Genomic DNA, 12,572 nt, shown 5'->3' with positions numbered 1-12,572 from the left:
AAATCAGTAGGCTTAATTTCTTTACTCCATTTAGTACTTTTACTTCATCCTGTCTCTAACTCTTTGTGGTACTCTGGACATATCTTTCGATTGGCTATTCATAAGATTATAATATTTTATATAAGCTTCTTTTGACTCTTGTTTGTTATTAAGTCCCCATTTAGCATCTGCATAATTTAACCAGGCAACAACCCTGTCAGGATATTGAGACAGTATCTTATCAAGGATGCTAATGGAGCTTTTATAATCTTTATTTTGTTCCTGATAGTAAGCTATATTATTATAATCATTTACCGTTTTTTCATTGAGTGGATATTGTTTTAAAAGCTGATTGATTTCATTTTCAGTTAATGGTGGGGTACACTGATAGTCTTTATTAATCTTTGAGACAATATCCAGTGCTTGTTTTAAATCCAATTTCCTAATATACATATCCAGATCTTTTTCTGTAAATGTATTTATCTCGTCAGGGGAAAAAGTAGAATCGTTATTAGGTAAATAAGTATATGATAATTTACAGATATCATCATGTTCAACATAGGTTTCTTTAGAAAAGTTTATCTTACTTAACTGTAAAGTCTTAGAGGTTGAAATAAAATAATATTTGTAAGTAAGAAGATTATGAGGGGTATTTTCTTCGGCTGTTTTCTTTATGACCAGAAAATTGTTTTCAAAATAAACATCATCAGTTTTTGGAACAATTGACTTTGTTGTGAAGTTTATAGTATAATTATGATCTTTTAAAGAAAATGCAATATTGCTGTTTGTATTGTTATTTGAGCTTTTAATGATTTTTAATGTACTTAAGTCAATTTTAACTGTTTGATCAGATTTATTGATGGTATTTTCATTTGAAAAAAACTGGGGCTCTAAAAAGTTAAATATAATAAAGTTATTTTCTTGAGTAAAACTTAAAAATTTATTTAACGGTGAATCCTGGGTTGAAGAAATATCAATAAAACCAACTTCTTTTATTTCTTTTTCTTTGACTAAAAAAATACTATATCCCCAAATACCACTCTCATCTCCTTCTTCAATGAAAAGCAGACCAAGGTTTTTATTTTTATAATAATAAGGAGTACAGCTCCAAGAATTCTTTTGTAATTTGCCAATTAGAGAATTGTTTGAATAGACCTCATTGTAAAAGCCTCCATCATAGTTTTTGGCAGCTATCCTTATAATATTTTTGTCAAATTTATACTCATATTTATAACTTTTTCCTTGTAAATTAAAGTCTTTTCTTATTTCTGTAACAGGGGAAAATGTTAATTCTTCATGGATAATAGTCTTTTTGTTTTCTATCTTTTCTCTTTTGTAATCTTTACAATTATGTACAGCGAAAGTGAAAAATATTAATAATATTAAGGTTCTCATACTTTATCAGTGCTTCTATTTGCTTTATTATATTGTTTTTGTAATTGTAGATCTTCTTTTGAAAGGGATATATATAGTAAAGGATTGCATCTATACTTATAATTATCTCCTTTCTGTGGAAGCATTTTGCTTGAAAATTCAATGTGTAAATGTGGACCATGTGTTCCTTCAGCAACTCCAGTTACACCTGAAATTGCGATTACATCTCCAGGTTCTACATTTTTGCTTTTAAATTCAAAGCTATTCAAATGACCATATAAAATATATCGATCTTTTCCGGAGTCATATAAATCTCCTTTTGTTACTTCTTTATCATACTTTAATGTATAATTTTTTTTATGTTTCTCTAATAGTTCCTTGTCTACTTTTAATACAATAGTTTTACCATAACCAGGAATAACATCATTATATACAATTTCACCTTTTAAGCAAGCATATATTTTAGTTTTTTTATTAATTGCAAAAATATCCAGACCTGTATGTGGCCTACCCCTATGGCCACCAAAAGAACTAAAGTCAGGATCATAGCCACCGCTAAAATTGTGAAGTGTAATTTGTGGATTATCTATAGGATCATGCCATTCGTTAGATTTTTTTCGTGGTTCGCCTTTAGTTTTAAATGGACAATCAGATGCTTTTTCACTTAGCATAACATGTGCTGCTTTTACATAGTCATATCTAATGGCTTTTGTAGCGTCATCTTCTCCAGAGTTAATAACATTACTTATTTTTCTAACGTTTTCCTTTTCAATACCTTTATCAGCAATATTACTTAAATTATTTTTCATCCAAAAATATATTGCAGATAATACAATGTATTCTGAATTAAATAATAAGTCTGGATTTTTCATAAAATCTTGTTGAGCTAATCCAACTTTAGTATAATTTTTATTATACCAGTCTTGAAATCCTTGATAATTTTTTCTTCCAGTTAATTGTATCAGTCCTCGTCCCCTAAACTTATAACCATCTTGTTCAGGGTTTTGTAAATCATTTTCTGGACATATATTATTTCCTAGATCTTTTGCTTTATCTCCTCTACTATATGCCCAGTTTGCAATTTTTATTTCTCTTTCTTTTGTAATTTCTGATTTGTCACTTCCATAACCCCATTCTTCTGCATGCTTTTTACCTATCTCTGTTTTGAAGTTACTAAATTTACTTTTTAATCTACTTGGTGGATATATAAAGTCTTCTTTATAACTCCAAAATTTAGTTTCTTTAGCAACCTGCCCTAGAAAATTTGCTCTCCTATAACAGTTATTATTAATTTCAAAATCAGTCATATATTTATTTAAATTATTAATATATGCCGGTATTCTTGTATTATATGGTGCCTTATTAAGTATTGAACCATGCCCTGCAGCTGTCATAAACTTATCCAAATCATTAGTGCTTAATGATATTTGACATGATCTGCATTTACCATCTTTCGGAGCTTCAGGTTCAGGCTGCTTCTGCACCCCCGCCGCACTTTTCACCTTCTCCACCTGCATCAGTCCTTCCGAATTTACCCCAAATTTCTGAGATTCCGCAGAAAGGTCTTTGGAGATAATTTCGATGAAATAATTTTGTGCATCGGAATCCGGATCGCCGATAGGGGAGTCTATTCCTTTTCCGAAAATATCTTTGGTAATGATAAATCCTGAAGTATCACATACATCGGCAGGAATTTTAATATTTCCGCTTCTGTAGACTTCATCATTGGAAGTGGTATCATATTCCCAGATAACATATTGGATGTGTTTTCCCACCATATTTTTGGAGTGGATTCTTACCCTAACTTTATCTCCTACAGCAACTTTGGAAAGTTCTTTTCCTTTATCATCAATGAAAAGGGCTTCTATAATATTGCCTTTAGGATCCGGCTGTTTGGGACCACCTCCTTGTCCGGCCGGGAATTTTGGCGTGTGTTTCTCAGGTTGCGGCTTGGGTTTTGGCTGATTTTGAGGCTGTCCTTTATAATCCGGATTGGTCACATCTACATTCACCTGGCTGGCTCCCTGAATTTGGCCTGAATAAGTGGCGGTAACATAATATTCATGATTGGCACCTTCATTATTATCACCTTTCATCAGAAACTGATTGGCCATCTGGCGAAGGATTTTTTCGTCAGACATCAAAGGTATTTGTACTTCTGCAATCCCTTTTTCATTAACCCGAGCCTTATAACTTCGAGTATGGCGGTTGTTTTTATTGATAACAGGGTCATGACCTTTTCCAGGCGCATCATCCTCCCAAAGATGGAATTCAATCTCTTTATTAAACATGGCGATGCAGTGAGCCTGAGCAATGAGAGTATCCCGATAACTGGCTTTATTAACGTTTGCTCCTCCTCTGTTGAAGAGCACTACTTTATCTATTTTTGAAACTTTGTTACTGGTAGGGATTAATATGATACTGGCAACCAATTCTTTAGTTGTGGGAAGTCCAGGTAAAATTCCTTTCTTGGTCTCGTAGACTTTCATTTGAAATTCTATTCCCAGTGCTATTTCTCCAAATTTGTAGGTTACTTTTTCGCCCTTTTTAGGTTGGCTGGTAATGTCTTTCCAGCTTCCGTTCTTTTGTTTCTTATAAAGATACCATTCGTAATCACCTTTCAATCCGAAGGAGAGGATAGAAGGTTTTATTTCGTAGGAGTAGGTGGTTCCTACCAGAGGATTCTGATTCCCGATAATAGTTCCTGTCATGGCTTAGCTGTAATAAAGTTTGTCTGTCCCTTTTGTATCTTCCTTGAATTCATCAAAATCCACAACGGGATTATAAACCTGCTGTTCCTGGGTATTTGCTTTTCCCACATGGCTTTTGCCTGCCTCACTTTGCTGTCCGTGCTTGAGAATCGTTATTTTTCCTCCTGTGCTGCACATCAGTTCTGAGATTTCTGTAAGACAGCTTTTTCCCAGGACTTTTACTTTTTCATACGTTTTCTGCCATTTTCCAGCAGGAGCGTAAGCACAGGGAAGATATCCTCCGGAGGTTGGCTTCAGTTTACACTGTCCGAATGGTTGTGCCGCAGGATCTAGCTGAAGGTCATCCTCTGTTACGGCCAGATAATCAGCGTTTCCTTCTTCATCATTCCAGTAATGTTTCTGATGGCTGGTTACTTTAAATTTTGGAAATTTAAATCCCTGATTGCATTGCACGGTTCCTTTTTGCACAACGAAATATTTTCCTTCATGAGGACTGGATCCGCTGTCTTCTTTTTTATCTTTTTTTTCCTCTTTATCAGATTGTTGTTCTGTATTTTCAGATGTCTGTTCTCCGCCTTCTGGCTGCTCTTCTGTAGCGTTTTCTTCATTTGCGGAGATTTCCTCTGTAGCTTCTTCTTGTGATGACGTTGAGCTGTTTCCATGTTCTTTTTCCTCAGCCATAAGCTGTGGATCTTCCGGAATTAAAATGGCTTTTCCTGGAACAGCTTCCTGCATAACATCTTCAGGAGGGCAGTGAAGATTATGATAGGTTTTCAAAATACCCTCATCTTTCAGCTTAAACTGCCGGGCCAGAGAACTGAACGTATCGCCTTTCTGTGTGACATAATTTTTCATATTATCCTTGTGTTATATTGATGTGATGCTGGTGAATAAATTGATCTTCATGACTGAGCAAAACAGATGCTTTTACCTCAAGTAGATTCTTATTTTTAGTGTGTGTGGTGTATTCTAATACGATAGTTCCTGATGCAGGTTCAGCCAATGCTTCATGAAGTTTAATGCCACGCATGATTTCCTGCGAAGTACATAACTCAGTGATTTTACCTTTTAAAACAGTCAAAACAGAGTTGTCATCTTCATTTTCCTGTTCAATATTGATTTCACATTGTACCGGAAAAGAGTTCTGCACTAAATAGAAAGATTCTTTCCATTTTGTCTTCTTCTGAAACCAATCTATATTTGGAAATAGGGTCTGAAATAGGAGCGTACTCTGAAACTGTTTTAATAAAAACATTTCATCGTTGATATTTCTTTCAAACGTATTCATATAGTTTTGAAAAATTTCACCTACATAAAACTCCTCAAGTTCTTTACGTTGTTCGGAAAAAGTCTCTGTCATTTTCTTATGGTCTGCAAATCCGGTGATTTTGCCTTGTTCATTGATCACAAATTCAAGAGGCATAATGCTTTGCATACAGGCAATGGAAAGGCTGCTTACCTTATCATCAGGTGTATTTCCGCCGGATTTAAAATTGCTTTGAAGATAATTCAGGATATGCCAACTTGTATTTTTGTCTTTGCGGAGATTGAGCTCAATGGTGTAACTGATGTTAACCGAAGATTCATACGGACTTTCAAAAGTTTCGTTTCCTGTATATTTTTTAGCCCAAAAAGAATCAGACCACTGAGAAGGAAAAGTACTTTTTCTTTCCAGCTCTTTTTGTTCTTTGGTTTTAAAATTTGTAGGAACAAAGATATTTTTAACATCATTAAGGCTTTCAAACCAAACCTTATCAATCTTTTGGCAATGGGAATTATGAAACAACTTCAGCTCCTCACTGGTCATGCCCAGCCGGGAAGCGATAGAGGTCAACGTGTCTCCATTCCGTACCTGATATTGTAAGAAATCAATTTCCATCCAAAGTGAATTATCTGATAAAGCTATTAAAAAACTCTGTTGGAAATTCATTTTTGAGGTTAAATTTTAAAAATTGTCGTAGAATTACGACATGAGATTGATGGTGTACAGAAAACCACCCCGTCAAAAATTCTTTGAATTTTCGCCACCCTGCCAAAGGATGGGAATTTTACGTCTTCAGTTGTGATTCTAGTCAGGATTGGAGTTTTTGTTCATGTTTTTCTTGTTGGTTTAAGGTGGGTGGATTCCTACGGAATGACATAATTGGAATGATGGTTTATTCATACAGTTTGTCATTCCGTAGGAATCTTAGCTCCTATAAGGTTTTTCAAAGCTTGTGAACTTTAAAAACAGTTAGTTGTAACTTAAAACAAGCAAATAAGAAACTTTTGTGACTTTTGTGGTTTCATGATATACAAAACAACCAAAAGTTATTATTAATTTTAAAGCTATAAAAAAGCCAATATGAAGAATAGATTCTTACACGGAGTTTTCATAACATTGATCAGTTGGGGTTCTGTACATGCTCAGAAGTCCGGTGATCAAGCGTCTGTTTTTTTCACCACCAAAGCACAGGATACTGTAAAGATTGGGGAAACATTTAATGAGAAAGATTCTACAGGCAGCAAGAGTTTAAAAAATAGGATAAAACCTATTCAGGCTAATTTTAAAAGAATCAATTCCATGACAAAATGGACTTCTGTTAAAAAGAAAGATATTGAAGGAGAATCTGCAGAAGGAGGAGAGTCTGTATTTTATTATACCGATAAAGGGCTGGAAAAAGTTATTGCCAGACATTATGGAGAAATGGGACAAATGTTGATAGAATATTATCTTATGAACGGGCAGCTGTCTTTTGTTTTTGAGAAAGAGTACAGGTATAATCGTCCGCTTTTCTATGATACAAAAGCAATGAAAGAGAATAATGATACGCAAGCATTTGATTTTAATAAGTCCGAGGTTATCACAACCAGGAATTACTTTGAAAATGGAAATATCATTATGATCAGTAATACTACAGGACGTGGATTTAATATCGGTGCTGATTATCCGTCTGAACAGGAGAAAAACTTAACAGAGCGTTTCAAAAAGCTTCTGAAACTGGCAGAATAATATCTGTTATTTCTTTTGATCAGCTTTGATAATATGGAGTCTTTCTTCCACTTCATTAATCCTTTTAAGCCAATAATTGATTCCTTCCTGATTGGTCACCGTTTCTTTGAAAGCATTACGGTTGACGGCCCATAGGTGTGAGCTGTTTTTCTGATAGTCCAGCTCGCGTTCTTTTTTATTTTCGGGTTCTATGCGGTATCTCCAGAATACCAATGCATGCATATATTCTGAGCGGATTTTTTCAAGATAATTAATAATAGCTTTCCTGTCCTGAGGGATATATCCCGGGCCAGAGCATCCACATGAATGAAAAGTGATCCCAACCGTATACAGATCTTTGATGTGTGCCCATTGTTTATCGTCATTCTTTGCCGGTGACTTAAAGTCAAGTCCCATATTAGCCATCAGACTTCCACATTCCGGGCACTTGGCTTCCACAGAGACCTGAGCATCCCGGTCCACATCTTTCAGGTGGCGGCGTTTGAAAGTTTTCTGGCAGTTGAAACAGGCATAATGTCCTTTGTAAACCATCATGGCATATCGGCACATAGTATTATCTTATTCTTTGGTTATAAGTTATTTTTTATTTGTTTTTTCCTCTTCATTAAAACTGATTCCCATAAAGCTGCTGGCACTTCGTGGATCGTAGACCGACCATACATTTCCCCAGAGAAATTTGAAGGTGCAGCTGGGATAAGGGTTTTTCTTTTTTTGGGTGGGTGATATTCCAAGGACTTTGGTCAGGAAAGTATTATTCCGGCGGAAAACATTCATTTCTTTTTCCTCTGTCCATTCATTCCAGTCTTTGGCATCGGTCTTTTCAGAGGTATTCATATGGATGATATCCAATTGATCTCCAAAAAAACACAAACTGAAAGATACCTGGTAGCCTGCTATTTCTATACTCTTAAAATAATACCAATAATATCCGGTTTTTACATCCCGGAGCGTATGAAATTTTTCTTTATAAAAATCAGACTGTTTCAGCTGATCAAGACTCATTCCTTTATAAAGTGTGGTAGCAAGGGCTTCCAGCTCTATAACTCCATTTTCACTGTTAATCAGCATGTCCCAAAAAATTGAAGCTATAAATATACCCGTTTTTTCTTTACAGACAACGAATAATATTTACAGCTTCAATAGAAATAGAAATATCGGTGTTATTATGTTATGGATTTGATATGATTAATGTGGATGGGATGTCGGACAGCCATAGACTCTTTGTATCAATCAGATTTTTCCAGCTTTTGCTGCTGATCAGCATCAGATCCTGAGCATTCAGAAATTCTTTTTCAATCTTTTTCTCATTGTACAGGGTGATGTGGTTTGGAGCTACCTGCTCAATGCTTCTGATCAGTTCTTTCACTTCAATATTATTTCGGATCTGTCCTGCGGCATCCAGAATAATAATTTGGGAATTATTGTTATTGATCAGTCTTTTAGCATACTCAAGAAGGTAAAAATCACTCAGGTTAAAGATCGGAACAAACACTTTGTCTGCCGCTTTAAAATCTTTTTCTACCAAAATCCCCACCGGAATATTGGTTTTGTCAAGGATCTGAAGGGTAAAATCGTCAAAAGGAGAATTGTTGAATATGTTTCCTTTGCCTTTTACCGTGTTCAGAAGTTTTTCAGGATTAATAATCTTGGTGGTAAAACCTAATAACCTTCCTAATAAACTACCTTCATACATAGATTTCCCTAGCATGATCAGCAGAAGGTCATAATGCCCTTTGTTGGTAATGCTGGTAAGATCGCTTTCGATATCCGTAGAAGCTTTGAAAAGGGTAGTCACCTCCAGATTAAGGTCATGAGAAGTCTCAATCACATTCTGGAATTGTGAGTCTTCATACTCGTTGATATCATAAGCATGCATCTCATCTACCGGAGCAATATTCATGGCAGTGATGCTTTTATTGCCATTCATTTTATGAGTGAAATTGTGAGCCAGTTTTAAGAGAGTACTTCCGGATTCCGGTTTATCAAAAGAGAGGAGAACACGATATTTGGAGTCGTTTTCGTGAAGGGGTTCGTCCTGATTTTTTTTAGATTTAAAAATAAAATTAATAAAGTCTAAGGCAGGACCTGTCATGAAAGTAGTGAAAAGTGCCATGATTACGAGCATTGCAAAGATTTCGGGGCTTAAAACTCCAAGATCATATCCGATGTTCAGGACAATAAGTTCCATAAGGCCTCTGGTATTCATCAGAGCTCCTATCGTTAAACTTTCTTTCCAGTTAATGCCTACAAATCGTGCTGTCAACGCACTTCCTGCAAATTTTCCGAGAACAGCTGTCAGAATAATAAATCCGGCGGTCATCCACAGATGGCTGTCATTCAGAAGTCCGATCTGCGTACGAAGTCCTGTAAATACAAAGAACAACGGAAGCAAAAGTACCAAAGCCACATCTTCTACTTTATCAATAAAAAGTGTACGGAATTTTGTGTTTTCCGGCATAATGGCACCTGCCATAAAAGCTCCGAATAAAGCGTGAATACCGATTACTTCAGTAGCATATGCTGACAAAATAAGGGTCAGAAAGAAAATAGCCACCATGGGCTTGCTGATCGTGTTTTTTCCAGCCTGAAGATCTCCGATTCTTTTCAGGAATGGCCGTACAATTTTAATCATTAAAAACACATAGGCGATTGCCATGATGATCACATAGATAGAACTGGCGAAAGAACCTGCCTTTACAATAGCAATTACAGCAGCAAGAATACACCATGCTGTAATATCATCGGCCGCAGCACAGGTAATAACAATCGTTCCCAGTTTGGTTTTCTGAAGATTTCTTTCCTGTACAATTCTCGCCAGTACCGGAAATGCGGTAATACTCATAGAAATGGCTATGAATAAAGCAAAAGAGGTAAACTGGATACCATCCGGTGCAAATTCCTGATACACAAAATAAGAAAGCCCGATTCCCAAAGCAAAAGGAATAATAATACTCGCATGGCTGATGACCACGGCATCATGAGCTTTTTTTCTCAATACACTCAGATCCAGCTCCATTCCAACGATGTACATGAAAAGAATAAGGCCTATCTGGCTTAGAAACTGAAGGTTGCCTAATGATTCTTTTGGAAAAAGAAAAGCTGAAAACTCAGGGAAGTACATTCCCACTAATGATGGTCCCAGCACAATACCTGCAATCATTTCTCCGATGACTGTTGGCTGCTTTATTTTCATACAAATCCACCCGAAAAGCCTTGCCGTCATGATGATGGTGACAATTTGCGCCAATAATAAGGCAAGCGGATGGTGAAGGTTGGTTTTGAAAGATTCCAGGAAATTTTCCCAGGTAGAACCGCTGCTGGTGTTAGCAACAATATTTTCTTTTACTTCCAGCGTCTGTCCTTCGATGATGAAATAATACATCAGACACGAAAAAACAGCGATGGTAGTAATGTAGAAAATTAAATTTTTGTATTTCCCCAAATTCATGATTCCAATATTTTATGCAAAGTTGAAAAGAATATAGTTATGTTAAATACTCTTTTTTTTAAAATGTAATGAATGTTCTAAAAAATGTAATAAAATCTATTTGAATGAATAGCCGAGTCCGAAGCCTATTTTCCAGTTTCCATTCTGATCTGCTGTCTTAGTGTTATAGTAGGCAGGAATCTGGAAGGCTATTTTTTTATAGACCACAGTAAGACCTGCTCCCAGCGTAGGCATAATAGGACTGTTTTTAGTTCCGGAAGAATGGTCTTCTTTAATTCTCAGAGAAGGAAGCATTCCAACAATGAATTTTACGCTTTTATGGGTAAGATTTATATTGGGGCCTGTAAAGTTGAGGTAAGCACCATGATCCACATATCCGGCTACTGCTATTCCGTCAAAAAATGAGACCTTCAGTTTTGAAGAGGTTTCCTGGGAAAAACAAAAGCCGGATATGAGAAGTCCTGCAGCATAGAAACAATTTTTCATTATAAAATCAATTAATTCTATGCAAAATTAACAGGATTCAATACTGAAAAAGGGGAGTTGTAATGAAGGACTTATATTCTGTAATGAAACCGGAAAGATTTGGAAAAGACCTATTTTCCGAAGAGCTCCATCAGTGAGCTTTTGTAGGCATCACCGATCTGAAGTTTCAGAAAAGAGTGATCTTCCGTAGGAATGGTTGTAATGATTTCGTTGGTTGAAAATACCTTAATGGAAGACAATGCAATAATCTCTTTTTTGTTGACCTGAGCAAAATCTTTTGCGGGAAGCATTTCCAGAAGGTTTTTAAAATTCAGGTTTTTTAAGACGATGGTTGTTCCGTCACTTAGGATAATATCTTTGTCTCTGCTATCAATTTCAGAGGTTTTGATATAGGAAATCTGCTCTGTGAATATAACTGTTTTTCCAATATTGGTATTCCACTCGATAAAGGTCTTTTTAGGCGCATTTTCTACCAGTTCTTTAGCTTTTTCGAAGGCCTGGATCAGTCTTTCTTTTTTGATGGGTTTCCTTACATAATCTACCACATTCAAATCGAAAGCTTCGGCAGCATATTCTTTGTAAGCTGTTGTAAAGATGATTTTTTTAGAACCTGAAATAATCTCAGCCACCTGAAGGCCTGTCATTCCGGGCATTTCAATATCCAGAATACATAGATTACAGTCGAGGCTGTCTATTTCGTTCAGAAAGATTTTAGGATCATTGAATGCTTTTACCACTTCTACATTCTCAATCTGTTCGCATAGAAGTTTTAAATAACTGATGGCCAGTAATTCATCATCCAGAATAACGCATTTTATCATAGAATTCTCCTAAATTGATTTTTAATTCTGCAGTAAAGATTCCGTTTTTTGAACTTCTTTCCAGCTGGTAATACGTACTGTAGATCATTTTAAGCCTTTGATCAAAAGACTGGCTTCCGAAACCGCTTTTCTCTTTCTCCAGAATATTTTTCAGAGATGCTTTATTGCTGACTTTCATCGTGAAAATTCCACCTTCAAGCTCCATATAAATAGAAATAAAGGAGTCCTGAGCCAGGAAATCCGTATGTTTGAAGGCATTTTCAATAAGATCCACAGAGATCAGCGGAGCAAATACCTTTTCTTCATATAAAGCATCCGATTTATTAATCTTTGATTTGATTCTGAAGTCAAAAAGTGGATTGATCTTTATTTTATTAATCTCAATAAGGCTTAAAGCAAAACTAAGCTCCTCTTTAGGGCTTACATACTTATTGTTGCTTTCATACAAAATATAATCCAGCACATTCGCCAGCTTATCCAGTGACATATAGGTCTGATAGGCATGAGATTGCACCGAATTCAGAATATTCTTAAACAAATGCGGATTCAGCTTTGTGCCGATATGTTCCAGACGAACTTCATTCAGGCGCTGCTCAATAAGTTTGTTGGTTTCTGTTAGTTTGGTATTTCTCTGTTTCAGCTTTTGGTTCTGGCTGAAGAGATAAATGCTTACTGTCAGAAACAGGAAAATGGCAAAAACTCCGATGAATATCAGATAATCATGAATCATGTAGTAATTGCCGTCCATAGCTCGTTTTTGA

At 35.8% G+C, this 12,572-nt stretch carries 11 protein-coding genes; 1 reads left to right on the top strand and 10 read right to left on the bottom strand.

Annotation, left to right across the window (positions count from 1 at the left end; genetic code table 11):
* Window positions 1–39: 39 nt before the first annotated feature.
* From DDF69_RS13425 to DDF69_RS13410, 4 genes are read right to left on the bottom strand one after another with little or no spacing between them, the layout of a single operon-like run.
* Window positions 40–1,374 (bottom strand): tetratricopeptide repeat protein, encoded by a 1,335-nt coding sequence (locus DDF69_RS13425; protein WP_114821229.1) that lies wholly within the window; start codon window positions 1,372–1,374, stop codon window positions 40–42.
* Window positions 1,371–4,064, bottom strand: coding sequence for a M23 family metallopeptidase (locus tag DDF69_RS13420; protein ID WP_114821228.1), 2,694 nt, complete (start codon window positions 4,062–4,064; stop codon window positions 1,371–1,373). The genes DDF69_RS13425 and DDF69_RS13420 overlap by 4 nt, the downstream gene beginning before the upstream one ends.
* 3 nt (window positions 4,065–4,067) lie before the next feature.
* Window positions 4,068–4,919: a DUF4280 domain-containing protein gene (locus tag DDF69_RS22200; protein ID WP_185144350.1), complete on the bottom strand. Its 852-nt coding sequence runs from the start codon at window positions 4,917–4,919 to the stop codon at window positions 4,068–4,070.
* 1 nt (window position 4,920) lies between these two features.
* Window positions 4,921–5,994 carry a LysM peptidoglycan-binding domain-containing protein gene (locus DDF69_RS13410; protein WP_114821227.1) on the bottom strand — a complete coding sequence of 358 codons (1,074 nt, stop codon included), beginning with the start codon at window positions 5,992–5,994 and terminating at the stop codon, window positions 4,921–4,923.
* A gap of 414 nt (window positions 5,995–6,408) precedes the next feature.
* Here DDF69_RS13410 and DDF69_RS13405 point away from each other — a divergent pair, with 414 nt between their 5' ends.
* Entirely contained in the window at window positions 6,409–7,056 is a 648-nt protein-coding gene (locus DDF69_RS13405) for a hypothetical protein (RefSeq protein ID WP_114821226.1), read from the top strand.
* A gap of 6 nt (window positions 7,057–7,062) precedes the next feature.
* On the opposite strand, the gene DDF69_RS13400 is transcribed toward DDF69_RS13405, so the two are convergent.
* The 6 genes from DDF69_RS13400 to DDF69_RS13375 all read right to left on the bottom strand — a co-directional run bounded on the left by DDF69_RS13400 (window position 7,063) and on the right by DDF69_RS13375 (window position 12,559).
* A complete protein-coding gene (locus DDF69_RS13400) occupies window positions 7,063–7,605 on the bottom strand; it encodes a hypothetical protein (RefSeq protein ID WP_114821225.1) in 543 nt (180 codons plus the stop codon).
* 27 nt (window positions 7,606–7,632) lie between these two features.
* A complete protein-coding gene (locus tag DDF69_RS13395) occupies window positions 7,633–8,124 on the bottom strand; it encodes a hypothetical protein (RefSeq protein ID WP_114821224.1) in 492 nt (163 codons plus the stop codon).
* A gap of 100 nt (window positions 8,125–8,224) precedes the next feature.
* A complete protein-coding gene (locus DDF69_RS13390; protein WP_228411993.1) occupies window positions 8,225–10,504 on the bottom strand; it encodes a cation:proton antiporter in 2,280 nt (759 codons plus the stop codon).
* 96 nt (window positions 10,505–10,600) lie between these two features.
* Entirely contained in the window at window positions 10,601–10,990 is a 390-nt protein-coding gene (locus DDF69_RS13385; RefSeq protein WP_114821223.1) for a hypothetical protein, read from the bottom strand.
* Between the two features lie 110 nt (window positions 10,991–11,100).
* Window positions 11,101–11,811 carry a LytR/AlgR family response regulator transcription factor gene (locus DDF69_RS13380; RefSeq protein WP_114821222.1) on the bottom strand — a complete coding sequence of 237 codons (711 nt, stop codon included), beginning with the start codon at window positions 11,809–11,811 and terminating at the stop codon, window positions 11,101–11,103.
* Entirely contained in the window at window positions 11,786–12,559 is a 774-nt protein-coding gene (locus DDF69_RS13375) for a histidine kinase (RefSeq protein ID WP_114821221.1), read from the bottom strand. The genes DDF69_RS13380 and DDF69_RS13375 overlap by 26 nt, the downstream gene beginning before the upstream one ends.
* Window positions 12,560–12,572 lie beyond the last annotated feature (13 nt).

Origin of the sequence: Chryseobacterium sp. KLBC 52 (assembly GCF_003347605.1) — a bacterium.
In the GTDB taxonomy this organism is placed as follows: Bacteria; Bacteroidota; Bacteroidia; order Flavobacteriales; family Weeksellaceae; genus Chryseobacterium.
The sequence above is the reverse complement of the archived record's forward strand: the minus strand, read 5'-3'. Positions and strand labels throughout refer to the sequence as shown.